Source organism: Nitrosospira multiformis ATCC 25196 (assembly GCF_000196355.1).
Lineage (GTDB): Bacteria > Pseudomonadota > Gammaproteobacteria > Burkholderiales > Nitrosomonadaceae > Nitrosospira > Nitrosospira multiformis.
This window is the reverse complement of record NC_007614.1, coordinates 2640831-2659791: the sequence shown is the minus strand read 5'-3', so window position 1 is coordinate 2659791 and position 18961 is coordinate 2640831. Positions and strand designations below refer to the sequence as shown.

Genomic DNA, 18961 nt, shown 5'->3' with positions numbered 1-18961 from the left:
ATCCCTGTTTTATCCGGATGTCTCGCAGTCGCACGCACGGCTTGAACTCTTGAAGAAACTGAGGGTCAAGGTACACGGCAAATAACGTGACGCATGGCATCGAACTGAAATACACGCTGAGCCCGGCCAACTCCGGCATTATAGCTTCAACTGCTGCATGCTTGTAGAATCACACGGTTTGCCGAAAATCCGCCCATGAGGAATCAAGAATTGCCGCTGTATCATCAAGCCTGTGTTTACCCAATTTCTGAATAAGGCCCCAACCTTGCCAGCCACGCACCTCCTTCCCGCATTCCTTGCTGTTCTGGTGTGCGCCTGCAGCGGCAACCCGTGGAACAGTCCATATCCTGCCGCGGATGCGGAAAAAAATATACTTTATGCAGCTTTTGCCGAACGCCCCAAGCATCTGGACCCCGTGCAGTCCTACAGTTCCAATGAGATTCTTTTTACGGCGCAGATATATGAACCGCCGCTGCAATACCATTACCTGAAACGCCCCTACGAATTGATTCCCGCTACCGCGACGAAAATGCCGGAGGTGCATTATTTCGATGAAAAAGGCGCGCGCCTGGGCGACAATGTGGACGCCGCTCAGATCGCCTTTACCGTTTATGAAATTTCAATCAAGTCCGGTATACGTTATCAACCTCATCCGGCCTTTGCCAGGGACTCACAGGGAAAGTTCCTTTATCACCGGCTTGGCGAGGAGGACGTACGTGGCATTTACAAGTTGAGCGATTTTCCACAAACCGGCTCCCGGGAACTCACGGCTGCGGATTACGTTTTCCAGGTCAAGCGGCTGGCTCATCCCCGGCTGCACTCTCCCATTTTTGGCCTGATGTCCGATTACATCGTGGGCCTCAAGGAATATGCGGCGATGCTCGAGATGGCGGCCAAAGAGCAGTCCAGGGAGCAGGGGGAGCAGAGCGGAGGCGAGCAGGACGGCGAGGATTACCTGGATCTTGCGCGTTACCCCCTGGAGGGGGCCGAAGTGGTGGACCGGTATACCTATCGCATCAAGATCAAGGGCAAATATCCCCAGTTCAGGTACTGGCTCACCATGCCTTTTTTCGCTCCTATTCCTTGGGAGGCTGAGCGCTTCTACAGTCAGAAAGGATTGGCAGAAAAAAATATCAACCTCGACTGGTATCCCGTCGGGACCGGCCCTTATATGCTGTCGGAAAATAACCCCAATCGGACAATGGTCCTGGAAAGGAATCCCAATTTTCATGGCGAAACCTATCCTGCCGATGGAATGCCAGGAGATGTGGAAGCGGGGTTGCTGAAAGATGCGGGCAAGCCCCTGCCTTTTATAGAAAAGATCGTATATAGCCGGGAGAAGGAAAGCATTCCGCGCTGGAACAAGTTTCTGCAGGGTTACTACGATTCATCGAATATCGGTTCCGACAGTTTCGACCAGGCCGTGCAGTTGACAGGACAGGGAGAAGCCACCGTAACCGAAGCCATGAAGGAGCAGGGCATTCGGCTGGAAACGGCTGTTGCGGCTTCCACAAACTATGTCGGTTTCAACATGCTCGACCCGGTCGTCGGCGGGGTGGGGAAGCATGGCCGCGAATCGGCCAGGAAGTTGCGCCAGGCGATTTCCATTGCGGTGGATTATGAGGAGTATGTCTCCATATTTGCCAACGGGCGTGGGATTCCCGCGCAAGGTCCGATTGCTCCCGGCATTGCCGGTCACCGGGAGGGTAAGGAAGGCATCAACCCGGTTGTCTATGAGTGGGTAAACGGACGGTCCCGCCGCAAATCCGTCGAAGTGGCCAAGGCATTACTGGCAGAGGCAGGCTATCCCAACGGTATCAGCGCGAAAACCGGCGCGCCCCTCGTACTTTATTTCGATGTCACGGCTCGCGGCGCGGAGGATAAATCCAGTCTCGACTGGATGCGCAAGCAATTTCAGAAACTCAACATCCAGTTGGTGGTGCGCAGCACGGACTACAACCGCTTTCAGGACAAGATCCGCAAGGGTAATGCCCAGATTTTCGAGTGGGGCTGGAACGCCGACTATCCCGATCCGGAGAATTTCCTGTTCCTGTTACATGGCCCGCAGCAGAAGGTAGACCATGAAGGCGAGAACGCTTCCAATTACTCCAATTCCGAATATAACCGGTTGTTCGAGCAAATGAAGAATATGGAGAACGGTCCCGCTCGCCAGAAAATCATCGATAGAATGGTCAATATCCTGCGTCATGACGCACCCTGGCTATGGGGCTATCATCCCAAGGATTATGGCCTGTATCACTCATGGTATGGCAACGTAAAGCCGAACAGGATGTCAAACAACAATGCCAAATATCTGCGCATTGATGGCGTTTTGCGTGAGCAGAAGCGGCGTGAATGGAATGAACCAGTAGTCTGGCCGATGGTTGTAGGACTGGCCGTGCTTGCCGGAAGTCTGCTTCCCGCCGTGCTTGTTTACCGGCGTAGGGAACGAGGGAGAGGAATATCGGATGTTGCGCTGAAAATGGAAGCGCAGGGGTAGGGATGACTGATGCTTAATTACATCATCCGGCGCATCCTGTATGCGATTCCCATCCTGGTTGGCGTAAACCTGATTACTTTCACCTTGTTTTTCGTCGTAAATACGCCCGATGACATGGCGCGCATGCAGCTTGGCATCAAGCGTGTTACACCGGACGCCATCGCCAAGTGGAAACAGGAACGCGGCTATGATCAGCCGCTGATGTTCAACAACGCCCGGGAGGGCCTGGAGAAAATCACCCGTACCATATTTTTCGAGAAATCCGTCGCCATGTTCGCGTTCCGCTTCGGCCGCGCGGATGACGGGCGCGATATCGCCTACGAAATCAGGACGCGCATGCTCCCCAGTCTCGCTATTGCACTTCCGGTATTCGTGCTGGGACTCATCGTTTATATCGCCTTCGCATTGACGATGGTATTTTTTCGGGCCACCTACGTGGATTTTTGGGGTGTGGTACTATGCGTCGCGCTAATGTCCATATCAAGCCTGTTCTATATTATCGGAGGGCAATTTCTGATCAGCAAATTGTGGCATCTCGTGCCCATATCGGGTTACAGCCAGGGGCTGGATTCGGCCAAGTTCCTGGTGCTGCCGGTGATTATCGGCGTCATCAGCGCCGCCGGCGCGAATACGCGCTGGTACCGGACACTTTTTCTGGAGGAAATGGGCAAGGACTACGTGCGTACTGCCCGTGCCAAGGGTCTGCCGGAAAGCGCCGTGCTGTTCCGGCATGTGCTGCAGAACGCCCTGATTCCAATTCTTACCGGTGCCGTTGTGGTAATTCCCCTGCTGTTTCTGGGAAGCCTGATCGTGGAATCATTTTTCGGCATTCCGGGGTTGGGCAGCTATACCATCGATGCGATCAACTCTCAGGATTTTGCCGTGGTGCGCGTGATGGTTTTCCTGGGATCGTTGCTCTATATCGTCGGACTGATATTGACCGACATTTCCTATACGCTTGTAGATCCGAGGATAAGGCTGGAATGACAATATTCCGGCAAGGTTGACATGTCTTTCAAACCTGTAATCCTGTGGACTGATGCGCTCGTTTACGTTCTGATTGCCGTAATCGTTATCTTTGCCTGGCAGGTGCGGCGCCATGAACATCTTCTCGCCCCCTGGCGGCGCGTCGGACATAGTGCAAGCGGCATGGCGGCTCTCACCATACTGATGTTCTTTATCGTTATCGGGTTGCTCGACACGATACATTTGCGTCCCGCCATCCAAAACGGTAATGGCGGCAGTGAAGCCGCTTACGGAGTCGAAGTGCTGAGCCTGCTCGACCTGCTTGGCACGCCTCTGCGCACGCAGGTGGAGACAACCTATTCGGCGCCTTTCGCCACGCATCTCTACGCTCGCGAAACCGTGGAGTTGCCGGATGGAGGGCAGGTACGCGAATTCCCCCGCCTGAAATTCGGCGGAGCGCACCTGCAGGATCCGGAAGCTCAGCTCGCCGGCGATATTGCCACCAGAGCTGCAGCAGGCACGGGGTTGGCCCTGCTGCTCTGGTTCTTGATCGCGACATCGGTGATAGCGCTCGTGGCGCACCGCAGGAATGAAAGGTTTTTATCCACGTTCTCCGCAATCTGGCGGGGTATTACTCCGGTGCCGTGGAGAGCGGTATTTGTGACGCTTGCCCTGATATTGCTGCTTGGCGGCGCGGCTCTTGCATTGTGCAGCGATTACCACATTCTTGGCACTGACAAGGTGGGGCAGGACGTATTTTACCAGTCCCTCAAGAGTATCCGTACCGGACTGCTCATAGGAACGCTCACGACACTGATGATGCTTCCTTTTGCACTGCTTCTCGGAGTCGCCGCAGGTTATTTCCGGGGTTGGGTAGATGACTTGATTCAATACCTGTACACCACGCTCAGTTCGATTCCCGGTGTTCTGCTGATTGCTGCCACGGTGCTGATGATGCAGGTTTACATGGAGACTCATCCTGAGCTCTTCGATACAATCGCTGCGCGTGCTGATCTCCGCTTGCTGTTTCTCTGCATCATATTGGGGGTTACAAGCTGGACCGGCCTGTGCCGGCTTCTGCGGGGCGAAACCCTGAAGCTGCGCGAAATGGAATATATCCAGGCAGCCACCGCATTCGGTGTTTCCCACTGGCGCATCATCAGCCGCCACATTATCCCCAACGTGATGCACATCGTGCTGATCACCACCGTGATGGATTTCAGCGGTCTGGTGCTGGCAGAGGCTGTACTGTCCTATGTGGGAGTGGGTGTTGATCCCTCAACCATCAGTTTTGGCACCATGATCAACGCCGCGCGCCTGGAAATGGCGCGGGAACCCATGGTGTGGTGGGCGCTGTTTGCCGCCTTCAGCTTCATGTTTGCGCTGGTCCTGAGCGCAAATCTCTTTGCCGATGCGGTACAGAATGCGTTCGATCCAAGGATGAAGACTCTAGCCGCACTGGCGCGAACATGGCGCCGTAAAAAGCATCGGGAAGAACCGGTGACCAAATCCTCTTCTCCCTCGGAGGATTCTCTCCCGTCATGAGTTCTGTCCTGCAAATCAAAAATCTAGAGACGGTTTTGCACACCGAGCCGCGACCGGTTTGGGCGGTCGATGGGCTTACGCTGCAGATCATGAAGGGTGAAACATTCGCACTTCTTGGAGAATCGGGGTGTGGCAAATCCATCACGGCGCTTTCGATAATGCGGCTGTTGCCGGAAGCCGGCGAAATCGTGGGCGGTTCTGTCTGTCTGGGGGGGGAGGATCTTCTGCTGCTTCCCGAAGCAGCCATGCGCAATGTGCGCGGGAAGCGCATTGGCATGATTTTTCAGGAGCCCATGCTAAGCCTCAATCCGGTGATGACCGTGGCGCAGCAGATTGGCGAGGTATTGCAGCGCCATTTCGATTTGCGGGGACCAGCGGCAGAAAAACGCATCGTGGAAATTCTAGATCAGGTAGGAATACCAGATGCAGCAAGACGCATGAACGAATATCCTTTCCAGTTTTCCGGTGGAATGAAGCAACGGATGATGATTGCCATGGCCCTGGCCGGGGAGCCAGAGCTTCTGATTGCCGACGAGCCCACCACCGCGCTCGATGTGACCATTCAGGCACAAGTGCTGGAACTCATGCGTAGTTTACAGCAGCAGAAAGGTATGGCAATTTTGCTGATTACGCACGATCTCGGTGTGGCTTCGGAAATGGCGCATCGGGTGGGAGTAATGTATGCAGGGGAAATCGTGGAGACGGCGAGCCGTGAGGCATTTTTTCGCGGCCCGGCGCATCCCTATTCCCGTAAGCTCCTTGCTGCCTTGCCCGGCAGGGACAGACGCAAACAGGGTCATCGGCTGGATGCGATCAGGGGCAACGTTCCCTCCCTGTCACGGGAATTCGTGGGCTGCCGTTTTGCGGACCGGTGCGATCAGGCTTGGGAATTGTGTCATCAGGTTGCGCCGGGATGGACCGCGCTGACCGGAGAGCAGCAGGTAAGATGTCACCTCTTTAATCAGAATTTTGGATCGAAGATCGTCAAACCAGCGGTTTCGGCGCAAGCAGGCGCGCCGGCAACGCGGGATGCGGAAAGCAGAGAATTTGAATCATTCCCTGGCGCTGCAGTGGAGCACTCAACGCCTGATGGTTCCCTTTTATCCGTTACTGATCTGAAGGTTTATTTCCCTATCCACAAGGGCTTGATGAGGCGTGTAGGGGGGTACGTCAAGGCAGTCGACGGAATATCCCTCAAGATTGATCGGGGCAGAACGTTGGCGCTGGTGGGAGAATCCGGCTGCGGAAAGACGACGGCAGGAAAAGCCATGCTGCAACTCATCCCTCCCACAGCGGGCAGCGTGCGCTACAACGGGATGGAACTGGTAGGCCTGGAGCGCACCCGGTTAAGGAGACTGCGGGGCGAATTCCAGCTTATATTCCAGGATCCGTATTCCTCACTCAATCCCAGAATGCGCATTGTCGATATTATCGAAGAGGGGATGAACGCCCTCAGGGTCGAAGATGACGGAAAAGAACGCAAGGAAAAAAGAGTGGACGGGCTACTCGAAAGTGTCGGCCTGCCAGCAGAGACCAAATGGCGTTACCCGCATGAATTCTCCGGCGGGCAGCGCCAGCGGATAGCCATTGCCCGCGCATTGGCCGTCAAGCCGAAGCTGATCGTATGTGATGAGCCCACCAGTGCCCTGGATGTGTCGGTACAGGCTCAGATTTTAAATCTGTTGAGGGAATTGCAGCGCAATCTGGGCCTGGCCTATCTGTTCATCACCCATAATATTTCAGTGGTCGAATACATTGCGGATGAGATCGCGGTCATGTATCTGGGAAGGATAGTGGAACGCGGGACAGTGGACGAAGTTCTGGGCAGTCCCCGCCATCCCTATACGCAGGCATTGTTATCCGCTGTTCCCGTTATCGAACTGGAGTCGAAGCGGAAGGTTATTCGCCTGCACGGCGACCTTCCGTCCCCCGCCAATCCGCCGCAGGGCTGCCATTTTCATCCCCGTTGCTCCCATGTCATGCCGGTCTGCCATAAAAACTACCCGGCAGCAAGCACATTCAGTTCAACGCATACGGCACACTGCTATCTTTATCCTCAAGACGAGGAGCAGTCAGACCGTAAAACACAGGCATAAGAGAAGGAATACCCCGAATGGTTGGTCAGGAAGTGGCGCGCAGGCGCACGTTTGCCATAATTTCTCACCCGGATGCCGGTAAAACGACACTCACGGAAAAATTACTGTTATTTGCCGGCGCCATCCATATCGCCGGCAGCGTCAAGGCGCGGAAGGCGAGCCGCCACGCGACCTCCGACTGGATGGAGATCGAGAAGCAACGGGGCATTTCGGTTGCCAGCTCGGTCATGCAGATGGAGTATGGGGATTGTGTCATCAATCTGCTCGATACGCCGGGTCATCAGGATTTCTCGGAGGATACTTACCGGGTGCTGACCGCAGTGGATGCCGCCCTCATGGTGATCGATGCCGGCAACGGCGTGGAAGCCCAGACGTTGCGCTTGCTGGAAGTGTGCCGCGCGCGTAACACCCCCATTATCACTTTTGTAAACAAGATGGACCGGGAAGTGCGCGAGCCACTCGATCTCATCGATGAGATCGAGCGAACACTGCGCATGGCAGCGGTACCGTTTACGTGGCCCATGGGGATGGGGCGCGGTTTTCAAGGCGTCTTCGATCTGCGGCACAATCACATGCGTGTTTTTCATCCCGGTTCTGACAGGCTGGACGATGAAGATGAGATCATCCAAGGCCTGGATAACCCCCTGTTGGCAGAACGTTTTGGAGACCAGGCCGCGAATCTGCAGCAGGAAATCGAGCTGATAAGAGGCGCCTCACCGGAATTCGACCAGGAAGCGTTTCTCGCAGGCCGCCAGACTCCGGTTTTTTTCGGTTCGGCCATTAATAACTTCGGCATCCGTGAAGTGCTGGATGCCCTGGTAGGTCTTGCCCCCCCCCCTGGTTCACGCAGCGCATTGCAGCGTCATGTCCAGCCGCATGAACTCCGGTTTACGGGGGTAGTGTTCAAGATTCAGGCCAACATGAATCCAGCCCATCGGGATCGTATCGCCTTCGTTCGCATCTGTTCCGGCCGGTTCGAACGCGGCATGAACCTGAGAATTGCGCGTAACGACAAGGATATTCGTACCAACGGGGTCGTATCTTTTCTCTCCCAACGGCGCGACCTGCTCGACGTTGCCTATCCCGGAGATATCATTGGCATTCCCAATCATGGGACACTGCAACTCGGGGATACGTTGACAGAAGGAGAGCGTTTGCAGTTTACCGGTCTGCCATTTTTCGCGCCGGAAATCTTTCAGACCGTGGAAATCGCCGATCCCATGCGCAGCAAGCAGCTCAAACTGGGGCTGGCGCAATTGGGCGAAGAGGGTGCAATCCAGGTTTTCAGGCCTCACCTGGGCAGCGCGCTGCTGCTCGGCGCCGTTGGAGCTTTACAATTCGACGTTGTCGCACATCGCCTCAAGTATGAATACAGCGTGGATGCACGTCTTGCTCCCGCGAAATACCAGCTGGCGCGATGGATTACCGCTGAGGATGCACGCGAACTCAAACGTTTCATCGACACCAACGCCCACCGCGTCGCTTATGATGCCGTGGGCGCACCGACATTCCTGGCCTCCTTTGGCGCGGAACTCAGCGTGGCCGAAGAAAACTGGAAACACATTCGTTTCCACAAAATGCGCGAGCACGCCGGGCTTGTGTTTCAGGAGTCTGTCGATGTTTGACAGCCCCGAAGCGGACCTCAGCGGATTTCCGCCAGCAGTCTACCCATCATCTGCTCCGCTTGGCTGAGGTATCCCCCGCCGAACAGGTTGAGATGGTTCAGTATGTGATACAGGTTGTAGAGGGTTTTGCGGGTTGCATAACCCGGATCCAGCGGGTAGGCGGACCGGTAAGCCGCATAAAAACTGGCGGGAAAGCCGCCAAACAGTTCAGTCATCGCAATATCGGTTTCGCGGTCTCCGTAGTAGACGGCAGGATCAAATATGACGGGTTGTCCCGTTTCATCGAAATTGTAGTTGCCGCTCCAGAGGTCGCCGTGCAGGAGCGACACGACAGGGTGTCCGTCAGGAAAGAAGCGGTCCAATTCCCCCATCAATCGCTCCCCCTGCGTCTGCAGCCGTCCCGAGTAGCCATTGGCCTTCGCCAATTGCAGTTGATACCCTAAACGGTGCTTGCGCCAGAAATCGGTCCAGCTGGACGAAGGTGCGTTGATTTGGGGGGTCGCTCCAATGGTGTTATTGCATGTCCACCCGAATTCCCCGGAAGAGACACGGTGCATTGTAGCCAATCCTTCTCCCAGCGCATGGGCACCTTCTTTGGAACCTGCATGCATCTCCACATATTCCAGCACCAGCCATGCAATGGAAGTATTTCCGCTCCAGCATACTGGCGCAGGTGCACGTAGGCTGCGGGAATTACGAATTTCCTGAAGCCCCGCGGCCTCCGCCTCAAACATCGAAAGACATTCCGGGTTGTTCAGCTTGACGAAGAATCGTTGGCCGTTCCCTTCGATTCGATATGCCTGGCTGATGCAACCGCCACCCATGGGAGAAGCTGTTTGTATGGTAAAAGGGGTACCGGTGGAATGGGAGATTTGCACCGCGATTTCTGTCCAGGATTGCATAATTGCTTCAGACTATTGCGCGGCTGGGGTTGCGGATAGCCATTCTCTCGCCCGCCGTATAGCGGCGGCAACCTGTACCGGGGCAGTACCGCCAATGTGATTGCGGCTATTTAACGACCCTTCCAGCGTCAGCACAGTGAAGATATCGTCCTCGATCAACGGAGAGAATTGCTGTAGCTCTGGCAGGGTGAGCGCGCTTAAGTCCCGGTTGTTCTTTTCGGCGAAGCGCACTGCTTGTGCCACTGCTTCATGCGCTTCACGGAAAGGCAATCCTTTTTTTGTCAGATAATCGGCAAGATCGGTAGCAGTAGCGTACCCGCGCTTCGCCGCTTCCCGCATCGCAGTCTCCTTGACGCGTATACCTGCCATCATATCGGCATAAATGCGCAGCGTGTCAGTCAATGTATCTACCGTATCGAACAAAGGCTCCTTGTCTTCCTGGTTATCCTTGTTGTACGCGAGCGGCTGGGCCTTCATCAGAGTCAGCAACGCGACCAGATGTCCGTTCACACGCCCGGTTTTGCCGCGCACCAGCTCGGGCACATCCGGGTTTTTCTTTTGTGGCATGATGGATGACCCCGTACAGAAGCGGTCAGCCAGGTCGATAAATCCGAAAGGTGGACTCATCCACAAGATGAGTTCCTCGGACAGGCGCGACAGATGCGTCATGATCAGCGCTGCTGCTGCACAGAATTCAATGGCAAAATCCCGATCGGAAACGGCATCCAGCGAATTTTCGCAGACACCCTCGAAACCCAGTTCCTGCGCTACCATCGCGCGATCGACGGAATAGCTTGTTCCTGCCAGCGCGGCTGCTCCCAGTGGAAGTTTGTTCACGCGCTTTCTGCAGTCGGCCAGACGCTCCACGTCGCGTTTCAGCATTTCGAAATAGGCAATGAGATGGTGTCCGAAGACGATGGGTTGCGCGACCTGCAGGTGCGTGAAGCCGGGCATCACCGTATCGACATGCTGCTCCGCCAGATGCAGCAACGCCTTCTGCATTGCATGGATCAGGGCGGTAATCCGGTCGATGGAGGCGCGCAAATAGAGCCGTATGTCCGTCGCTACTTGATCATTACGGGAACGTGCCGTGTGCAGCCGTTTCCCGGCGTCACCAATCAGCGCAGTCAGACGCTTCTCGATATTGAGATGAACGTCCTCCAGAGCCAACTGCCAGACAAATCCGCCACCCTGGATTTCCTGCCGGATCTGGCTCAGGCCCCGTTCGATTGCGTCGAGGTCGTGAGGGCCGATAATGCCACCCGCAGCGAGCATGCGCGCATGTGCGAGAGATCCCTGGATATCGTACTCTGCCAGTCGCTTGTCGAAACCGACCGACGCTGTGTACCGCTGAACCAGTTCTGAAACCGGTTCATCAAAGCGTCCTGACCATGTGTTTGTGTTATCGCCGGGCAGGGTTTCCGTGCTTTTTGAGGCCGTCATAATGTTCCCGATGGAATGGCTTGCAAAGACCGGGGTCCTTAAAAACCACTTTCTATCGTTGCTTCAGAAAAAAGTGACGAGTATAAATCAAATCATCCGTCCCCATGACGCCGCCCTGCCTCGGGAATGTTCCAGAGGAACCCTATGCAGATATTCCTAGAATTCCAGCGGGTCGATGTCCAGCGTCCAGCGCACTTTATGGCTGGGAAGGCTGTCGAGCTTCGTGCGCCAGTTCCCGAGGAATTCCTGCAGCTTCTTTCTGGACCTTGACTGCACCAGCAGATAAGCGCGCTCCATTCCCTTCAGCCGCGCCATTTGGGCCGGAACCGGATCAAATACCTTAATCTGGTGTGGCGCTTTTGCCAAGGTTGCCGCCTTGGCAAGAAAGGCGAGTGTGGTAGCGATTGCCGGCGCCTCCGCCCGTAATAGAGCCTGATAGACGAATGGCGGGAAATGCGCGGTTTTCCTCTCTTCCAGCAGAATCCGGGCAAGCGCGTCGTAATCGTGCTGGTACAGGGCGCGGTAGAGCGGGTGATCGGGGAACCGGGTTTGAATCAAAACTTCCCCCGGGGTACCTGAACGGCCCGCGCGTCCGGCTACCTGCATCAATTGGGCAAACAATCGCTCCGATGCGCGGAAATCGGTGCTGAACAGGGAGGCGTCGGAATTCAGAATACTGACCAGCGATAGATTTGGAAAATCGTGTCCTTTCGCGAGAATCTGCGTGCCTACGAGTATGTCCACGCGTTGCTCACGAATATCTTTCAATATCCGCTGCCAGGAATCTTTCCGCCTCGTGCTGTCGCGATCTATCCGGGCGATGCGGGCATCGGGAAAAAGCCGGGTCAATGCAGCTTCGATTCGTTGTGTGCCGTGACCAAAAGGAGCAATATCCTGATTCCCGCATTCCGGACAGAGGCTGGGAAATTCCGCTTGATGGCCGCAATGGTGACAGCGCAGTTTTTTTTCGCGCAAGTGGACAACCAGACGGCTAGAGCAGCGATGGCAGAGCGCTGTCCACCCGCATGCCCTGCATAGCAGAATTGGCGCGTAACCACGACGGTTTATAAAAACCAGGCTTTGCTGGTTTGATGCCAGACCTTTTTCCAGCGCGGCGATGACCGGAGGGGAAAAGCCCTCCTGGGTTTTTATTTTACCGATATCGATATACTGCACCGTGGGCAGGGAGGCATTGTCGGGAGCGCGCGAGGGCAGGCGCAACAGGAGATAGCGTCCTGTAATGGCGTTGTAATAGGTTTCGAGTGACGGAGTGGCCGAACCCAATACTATGGGTATTCCGGCGCGCTTTGCACGAAAGACAGCGACATCCCGCGCCGAGTAGCGCAAACCCTCCTGCTGTTTGAATGAGAGATCGTGCTCCTCATCCACGATGATCATTCCCAGCCTTGGGAGCGGAGTAAATACAGCGAGCCGGGTACCCAGTATTATTTCGGCTTCTCCATGCTGCGCCTGGACCCATCCTTCGGCGCGTTCAGTGGGATTTAATCCGCTATGGAGGCTGACCAGCCTTACTCCGGGAAAGCGAGCGCGGAAGATGAGCTCCAATTGTGGCGTCAGGTTGATCTCCGGGACGAGGACGAGCGTCTGTCGTGCCTGGCGCAGCAGCAGTGAAATCAATTGCAGGTATATCTCCGTTTTTCCGCTGCCCGTCACTCCATGCAATAGCCATGTATGGAATTCCCCCATTTTCGGGACTATTGCATCGATCGCATTTTTCTGCGCGGGGGTCAGGACGGGGAGCGGGGATGTTTCTTGAGACGGAGACGTCGAAACCACAGGGGGCGCAAGAGGTATTTCTTCCACCCATTGCAAACCGACGAACTCCTTCATGGCCTCGGAGGTTCGGCTGGAAAATTGCTTTGCCTCTCCATCTTCGATCATCCCGGACTCCTTCAGCTTTACCAGAAGTCTACGTTTGGCGATGCTGCGACCCGGAATGGCCGATATATCGACAGCGCGACCCTTCGTCGTGAGGCGATATTGAAAAACGATGGGAGCCGTGCGAATGAAAAAAGGTTGACTGCCGCGCAATCTGATTGGTAGGCCATTCATTACCACTTCTCCCAGGGGGTGGTGGTAATACTCGCTGCAAAAACGGAATAAATCGAGCAACTCCGGGGGGAGGGGTGGAACATCGCGGAATACCTGACCGGCTTGCTTGATCTTGTCCGGGGAAATGTCGGAGTAAGAGGCTACCTCCATGATAACCCCCGTCATGCGACTTTTTCCAAAGGGAACGAATACGCGACAACCGATATCCTGCTCTGTTACTCCTGCCGGGCCGAGATAATCGAAAAGTGTATTCAAAGGCTTATCAAGCGCAACGCGAATGATGGACATGCCAGATCAGCGGTGATCGGGGTGGAAAGGGGTATGATAAACGCGGTCAGGATGAAATACGAATCCTGCGGGATGTACAAATTATGGATACAGACTGGCCAGTAAAGAATGACAGGCTTTTCGTGCTGATACCTCTCCTATCCGGGTTCTGCGAGCCTCAGGGGATGTCGGGTTTTCTTACATATGAGCAAGAAAAAGTATAGGGATAACAATACAACTTATTGAATATTATATGAATAATTTTTCTGGCACGAGATATGCTGCAGCCCTTGTAATGCCTAGTATAGCTAAGGATCAATAGATTATCGCGCATTTTACCCTGTTTGCCTTCTGACAAACTGCTTGACTTAAGGGTATGGCGGGGAGTAGTCTTTGCGGGCTTATGGGTATGTAAAGTACTGGTAGCGGCAATAAAGGTGGTACCAGGGAAGGATTTGGGTGTTCTGGTGCGGCTGTTTGGTGCTGCCGGTATTGGGAAGTAAGCGACAATTTGTTCTTGCGCGCCGGGTTTTGTGCAGTAGAGAAGCGGCAGCAAGCGGATGTTGGAAGTTGGAAGCATGAAGGGCAAGCGCTTCTGCCGGAGTTGACAAGGGAGGAAGCGGCTGCCGGAAGCAAGGCAGTACTTGATTAACAAGATAGCAGGAGGAAGCAAAATGGCAACAACGATGGGAACGTCGAGCCCGGCCAAGACGAGCGGCCGGGACTACGACATGTCGCTGTGGTATGACTCGAAGTGGTACAAGTTTGGCCTGATCACGATGCTGGCGGTAGCGATATTCTGGATCTGGTACCAGCGCACGTTTGCCTACTCGCACGGGATGGACTCGATGGAGCCTGAGTTCGAGAAAGTGTGGATGGGATTGTGGCGAGTGCACATGATCGTGATGCCGCTGTTTGCGCTGATCACCTGGGGCTGGATCTGGAAGACGCGGGACACGAAAGAGCAGCTGGACAATCTTGATCCGAAGCTTGAAGTCAAGCGCTACTTCTACTGGATGATGTGGCTGGGTGTATATCTGTTCGGCGTGTACTGGGGCGGCAGCTTCTTTACCGAACAGGACGCCTCCTGGCACCAGGTCATCATCCGTGACACGAGCTTCACGCCAAGTCACGTAGTGGTGTTCTACGGCTCCTTCCCGATGTACATCGTCTGCGGGATAGCAAGCTACCTGTATGCGATGACGCGTCTGCCGCTGTATTCGCGCGGCACCTCGTTCCCGCTGGTCATGGCGATTGCAGGTCCGCTCATGATTCTGCCGAACGTAGGGTTGAACGAATGGGGTCACGCCTTCTGGTTCATGGAAGAACTGTTCAGCGCACCGCTGCACTGGGGCTTCGTGATTCTGGGCTGGTCGGGGCTGTTTGCAGGCGGGATTGCAGCGCAGATCATCACGCGCTACTCCAACCTGACGGACGTCGTCTGGAACGGCCAGAGCAAAGTCATCCTCAACAACCGCATCGTACCGTACGACAAGGCGTTTTAAGGACTGACTCGCTGACACACGCATAAGCAGCAATAGCCGCATCGCCTCCGAACAGGAGAGCGATGCGGCCAGCGGTAACACAGCCGGGCAGACTCAAGCAATGCGAAGCGGCGGCACCTGGAGCAAAAGGGGAAGGGAGTCGCCGGATCCGGGAGCAACAAGGAAGCGACAAGGGATTTATACAGTCATGTAGACCCTTGTTGAATCACGAGGTTCCCGGGAATTCGCGGCAACGTCATCAGGGACTGCGAGGATGGCAAGCAGTAGAGCAGCACGGCAACGATTGATATGTTTTAGTCGCGTAACATTTGAGGGAGGGTGCGATGAGCAGAACAGATGAAATACTGAAGGCGGCGAAGATGCCGCCCGAAGCGGTAAAGATGTCCAGGATGATAGACGTGATTTACTTCCCGATTCTATGCATCCTGCTGGTTGGAACCTACCACATGCACTTCATGCTGCTGGCGGGTGACTGGGACTTCTGGCTTGACTGGAAGGACCGGCAATGGTGGCCTGTGGTAACCCCGATTGTAGGGATCACCTACTGTGCCGCGATCATGTACTACCTGTGGGTGAACTACCGCCTGCCGTTTGGAGCCACACTGTGCATCGTGTGCCTTCTGGTGGGTGAATGGCTGACCCGTTTCTGGGGTTTCTACTGGTGGTCGCACTACCCCATGAACTTTGTATTCCCCTCCACCATGATTCCCGGCGCGCTGGTGATGGACACCGTCCTGCTTCTGACGCGCAACTGGATGATCACGGCACTGGTTGGCGGCGGCGCCTTTGGTTTGTTGTTCTATCCTGGCAACTGGACCATCTTCGGGCCGACCCACCTGCCGCTGGTGGCAGAAGGCGTGCTGCTCTCGGTAGCCGACTACACGGGCTTTCTGTATGTCCGTACCGGCACCCCTGAGTACGTGCGACTGATCGAACAAGGGTCACTGCGCACCTTTGGCGGTCACACCACCGTTATCGCCTCCTTCTTCTCCGCGTTCGTCTCCATGCTCATGTTCACCGTCTGGTGGTACTTTGGCAAGGTCTACTGCACCGCCTTCTACTATGTCAAGGGCGCGCGCGGCCGTGTCAGCATGAAGAACGACGTGACAGCATTTGGCGAAGAAGGCTTTGCCGAGGGGATCAAATAAATGAAGAACCTGTTCAAGAAGAGTATAGCCGGGGTATGCAGCCTTGCCGCCCTGGGACTGGCGCTGACGCTCGACATCCAGCCGGCGGCGGCCCACGGGGAACGCTCGCAGGAACCGTTCCTGCGCATGCGTACCATCCAGTGGTATGACATGAAATGGGGCCCCGAGACCACCAAGGTCAACGACATAGCCACCATGACCGGCAAATTCCACCTGGCCGAAGACTGGCCGCGCGCGGTGGGCAAGCCTGGACGCGCCTTCTTCAACGTAGGCAGCCCAAGCCCCGTGTTCGTGCGTCTTAGCACCAAGCTCAACGGCGAGCCGACCTACATCTCCGGACCGATGGAGATTGGGCGCGACTACGCCTTTGAAGTGAGGTTGAAGGCGCGCATCCCCGGACGCCACCACATGCACGCCATGGTCAACATCAAGGACGCAGGCCCGATTGCAGGTCCTGCCGCCTGGATGAACATCTCCGGCAGCTGGGACGACTTCACCAACCCGGTGAAGCTCTTGACGGGCGAGACCATCGACACCGAGACCTTCAACTTCAGCAACGGCATCTTCTGGCACATCCTGTGGCTGTCCCTTGGCATTTTCTGGATCGGCTACTATGTGGCGCGGCCCATGTTCCTGCCAAGAAGCCGGGTGCTGCTGGCCTACGGGGACGAACTCCTGCTCGACCCCATGGACCGGAAAGTTGCCTGGGTGGTGCTGATACTCACCTTTGGCATCGTCTGGGGCGGCTATCGCTACACCGAGACCAAGCACCCGTACACGGTGCCGATCCAGGCTGGCGAATCCAAGGTTGAACCGCTGCCGGTGAAACCCAACCCGATCGCAATCAAGGTCACGCACGCCAACTACGACGTGCCGGGACGCGCCTTGCGGGTAACGATGTCTGTTACCAACAGCGGCGACAAGCCCTACCGCATCGGGGAATTCACCACTGCGGGCGTGCGCTTCATCAACAAGGTTGGCTTGAAGCACCTGGACCGCGGCTATCCGAAGGAACTGGTGGCCACCGGTCTGTCGTTTGACAACGAGACGCCGATCCAGCCTGGCGAGACGCGCGAAGTCAAGATGGAAGCGAAAGACGCGCTGTGGGAAGTGCAACGGCTGATGGCGCTCCTGGGTGACCCGGAAAGCCGCTTTGGCGGACTTCTCATGACCTGGAGCGAGGATGGCGATCGCAACATCAACAGCATCGCAGGTGCGGTCATCCCGGTCTTCACCAAGCTGTAAGGACAAACCCCGGGGGCAAGCCCTACAGGACTAATCCCGGGTCAATCCTAAAAAGCCGCCCGGCTCCTGCCCGACCAGGGCAGAAACCGGGCCAAGACTGGAACAGGCAGCATGCAAACACCGGTCCGCCACCGTTACAGACGGCAAGGTGGATCGGTGTTTTTTTAACGAATCTAGAGAAATGCAAGCGAAAGGCACTTCGAGCAGACAAGGCAGCCGGGCAGGTGCCCTGGCGCTGCTGCTGATTACCACCCTCTACAGCGGGTTTGTTAGCGCGCACGGCAAGGAATCGCTGGAAGAAGACAGCTGCGTGCGCCGTATCGGCGAGAACATGGTGCATCTGAGCGCCTACCAGCCGCAATTCGAACCTACTGCCCAATACTGCACCGAGATTCCCAAGGGAGGCGATACCTTCCTCGTGATCGACCTCATCGACCCTGCCATGCGCGACATGCCCATTGGCATGAAGGTGGTACGGGGCACGAGCGAAGAGGACGAGATGGTCACGCAACTGCGTCCTGTGCACCATCCGGATGGTGTCATCCAGGGCCAGACCACCCTCGAGCAGGGACTCTACACCGTATTCATCACCGCAGAAGGCGTGCCGCCCCTGCGCTACCAGTATCCCCTGCGGGTACAGATGATCAACTATTCCGAAATATTCCGCGCCGCGGTAGGCCCCCTGATCGCCCTGCTGCTGCTTGCCGTGCTGGGATACAAGCTCGTGAAATCCCCGCGCGTGCAACGCTGGCGCTCCTCGCGCAACCCGTAATGCAGGAAAGGTCACCGGATAAACCGGCTCCTGCCGTTGCAGAGGAGCGCCGGACACAAGCCTGGCAAAACAGCGGCGGATAAATGCAACCGCGACCCTGCAGGATCACTGATTCACTGACTCACCATACTTATATAGGCGAATTGATAATGTTCTCATCCTCACTCAAACCTGCCTTGATCGGACTGGTATTTGCCCTGGCCCTGCCCTTCTCCTCCCAGGTGGAAGCGCACGGCGGCCTGTCGCTTGCCGATGATATATGCAAGCTCACCATCGGCCCCTACACCATGCACTTTACCGGCTACCAGCCGGATGCCACGCAGGAGAAGGAATTCTGCGAAGACATTCCCAATACCGGCCGCACCGTAGTTGCCCTGGACTACATTGAAGAAGCGCTGCGCCCCCTGCCCACCGAAGTGCGCATCATCCGCGACACCGGTTCAGGCGGACAGCCCGCTCCCGACGAACAGCAGAAGCTCGATGAAATCACCATCCTGCACATACCGCCCAAGGTCTATCCCAATGGCTCCATCAATTTTGAATACAACTTCACCCAGCCTGGCAAGTTCGTGGGGCTCGTGACCGTCACCGACAAGGAACCGCTGGTCTCGCGCTTCCCCTTCTCCGTGGGTGAACCCAAGGGCATGTCGCCCTACCTCATCATCGCCATTGCGGCGGTGATCATAGGAGCGGCCGTCTTCTTCCTGCGCGGACGCAAATCCGCCGGTGCAAGCGCCTAGCAAAGGGAAGGAAGAGAGTAAGCGCTGACTTCAGGTTGACTTGAGCTTGGGCTCGCCGCAGTCCCTTTGTGCAGGGGGCACCCCGGGCATGGGCCGCGGCCTGGCTCCCCCTCTGAACCATAAGCGCGGGAAAG

At 56.0% G+C, this 18961-nt stretch carries 13 protein-coding genes; 10 read left to right on the top strand and 3 right to left on the bottom strand.

From position 1 onward, the window contains the following. Window positions 1-265 precede the first annotated feature (265 nt). The 5 genes from NMUL_RS12165 to NMUL_RS12145 are packed head-to-tail and all read left to right on the top strand — an operon-like array spanning window position 266 to window position 8732. Window positions 266-2500: an ABC transporter substrate-binding protein gene (locus NMUL_RS12165; RefSeq protein WP_041353259.1), complete on the top strand. Its 2235-nt coding sequence runs from the start codon at window positions 266-268 to the stop codon at window positions 2498-2500. Window positions 2501-2509: 9 nt separating this feature from the next. Continuing rightward, window positions 2510-3487: an ABC transporter permease gene (locus NMUL_RS12160; protein ID WP_011381627.1), complete on the top strand. Its 978-nt coding sequence runs from the start codon at window positions 2510-2512 to the stop codon at window positions 3485-3487. Between the two features lie 21 nt (window positions 3488-3508). Continuing rightward, window positions 3509-5011, top strand: coding sequence for an ABC transporter permease (locus tag NMUL_RS12155; protein WP_011381626.1), 1503 nt, complete (start codon window positions 3509-3511; stop codon window positions 5009-5011). Then, window positions 5008-7107 (top strand): ABC transporter ATP-binding protein, encoded by a 2100-nt coding sequence (locus NMUL_RS12150; RefSeq protein ID WP_011381625.1) that lies wholly within the window; start codon window positions 5008-5010, stop codon window positions 7105-7107. The genes NMUL_RS12155 and NMUL_RS12150 overlap by 4 nt, the downstream gene beginning before the upstream one ends. Window positions 7108-7124: 17 nt before the next feature. Further along, window positions 7125-8732, top strand: coding sequence for a peptide chain release factor 3 (locus tag NMUL_RS12145; RefSeq protein ID WP_011381624.1), 1608 nt, complete (start codon window positions 7125-7127; stop codon window positions 8730-8732). Window positions 8733-8749: 17 nt separating this feature from the next. Here the strand turns inward: NMUL_RS12145 and NMUL_RS12140 are convergent, their stop codons facing one another. The 3 genes from NMUL_RS12140 to NMUL_RS12130 all read right to left on the bottom strand — a co-directional run bounded on the left by NMUL_RS12140 (window position 8750) and on the right by NMUL_RS12130 (window position 13438). Beyond that, complete coding sequence (locus NMUL_RS12140) at window positions 8750-9634, bottom strand: fructosamine kinase family protein (RefSeq protein WP_011381623.1); 885 nt, start codon at window positions 9632-9634, stop codon at window positions 8750-8752. Window positions 9635-9646: 12 nt separating this feature from the next. Then, entirely contained in the window at window positions 9647-11077 is a 1431-nt protein-coding gene (argH, locus tag NMUL_RS12135) for an argininosuccinate lyase (protein WP_011381622.1), read from the bottom strand. A gap of 156 nt (window positions 11078-11233) precedes the next feature. Next, the gene (locus NMUL_RS12130) at window positions 11234-13438 is read right to left on the bottom strand and encodes a primosomal protein N' (protein ID WP_011381621.1); all 2205 of its coding nucleotides are present in this window, start codon (window positions 13436-13438) and stop codon (window positions 11234-11236) included. A 653-nt stretch (window positions 13439-14091) separates the two neighbouring features. Between NMUL_RS12130 and NMUL_RS12125 the strand changes: the two genes are divergently transcribed. The 5 genes from NMUL_RS12125 (at window position 14092) to NMUL_RS12105 (ending at window position 18827) form a co-directional block, all read left to right on the top strand. After that, complete coding sequence (locus NMUL_RS12125; RefSeq protein ID WP_011379539.1) at window positions 14092-14922, top strand: methane monooxygenase/ammonia monooxygenase subunit C; 831 nt, start codon at window positions 14092-14094, stop codon at window positions 14920-14922. Between the two features lie 323 nt (window positions 14923-15245). After that, the gene (locus NMUL_RS12120) at window positions 15246-16070 is read left to right on the top strand and encodes a methane monooxygenase/ammonia monooxygenase subunit A (RefSeq protein WP_011380154.1); all 825 of its coding nucleotides are present in this window, start codon (window positions 15246-15248) and stop codon (window positions 16068-16070) included. Continuing rightward, entirely contained in the window at window positions 16071-17315 is a 1245-nt protein-coding gene (locus tag NMUL_RS12115; RefSeq protein WP_011380155.1) for a methane monooxygenase/ammonia monooxygenase subunit B, read from the top strand. It begins immediately after the preceding gene. Between the two features lie 181 nt (window positions 17316-17496). Then, entirely contained in the window at window positions 17497-18087 is a 591-nt protein-coding gene (locus NMUL_RS12110; RefSeq protein WP_011381620.1) for a hypothetical protein, read from the top strand. A gap of 149 nt (window positions 18088-18236) precedes the next feature. Continuing rightward, window positions 18237-18827, top strand: coding sequence for a hypothetical protein (locus NMUL_RS12105; protein ID WP_041352601.1), 591 nt, complete (start codon window positions 18237-18239; stop codon window positions 18825-18827). The last annotated feature ends 134 nt before the right edge of the window (window positions 18828-18961 follow it).

Coding starts and splice junctions, on each gene's coding strand:
- NMUL_RS12160 (WP_011381627.1), top strand. CDS start 2,510: ATGCTTAATTACATCATCCGGCGCATCCTGTATGCGATTCCCATCCTG.
- NMUL_RS12155 (WP_011381626.1), top strand. CDS start 3,509: ATGTCTTTCAAACCTGTAATCCTGTGGACTGATGCGCTCGTTTACGTT.
- NMUL_RS12150 (WP_011381625.1), top strand. CDS start 5,008: ATGAGTTCTGTCCTGCAAATCAAAAATCTAGAGACGGTTTTGCACACC.
- NMUL_RS12145 (WP_011381624.1), top strand. CDS start 7,125: ATGGTTGGTCAGGAAGTGGCGCGCAGGCGCACGTTTGCCATAATTTCT.
- NMUL_RS12140 (WP_011381623.1), bottom strand. CDS start 9,634: ATGCAATCCTGGACAGAAATCGCGGTGCAAATCTCCCATTCCACCGGT.
- argH (WP_011381622.1), bottom strand. CDS start 11,077: ATGACGGCCTCAAAAAGCACGGAAACCCTGCCCGGCGATAACACAAAC.
- NMUL_RS12130 (WP_011381621.1), bottom strand. CDS start 13,438: ATGTCCATCATTCGCGTTGCGCTTGATAAGCCTTTGAATACACTTTTC.
- NMUL_RS12125 (WP_011379539.1), top strand. CDS start 14,092: ATGGCAACAACGATGGGAACGTCGAGCCCGGCCAAGACGAGCGGCCGG.
- NMUL_RS12120 (WP_011380154.1), top strand. CDS start 15,246: ATGAGCAGAACAGATGAAATACTGAAGGCGGCGAAGATGCCGCCCGAA.
- NMUL_RS12115 (WP_011380155.1), top strand. CDS start 16,071: ATGAAGAACCTGTTCAAGAAGAGTATAGCCGGGGTATGCAGCCTTGCC.
- NMUL_RS12110 (WP_011381620.1), top strand. CDS start 17,497: ATGCAAGCGAAAGGCACTTCGAGCAGACAAGGCAGCCGGGCAGGTGCC.
- NMUL_RS12105 (WP_041352601.1), top strand. CDS start 18,237: ATGTTCTCATCCTCACTCAAACCTGCCTTGATCGGACTGGTATTTGCC.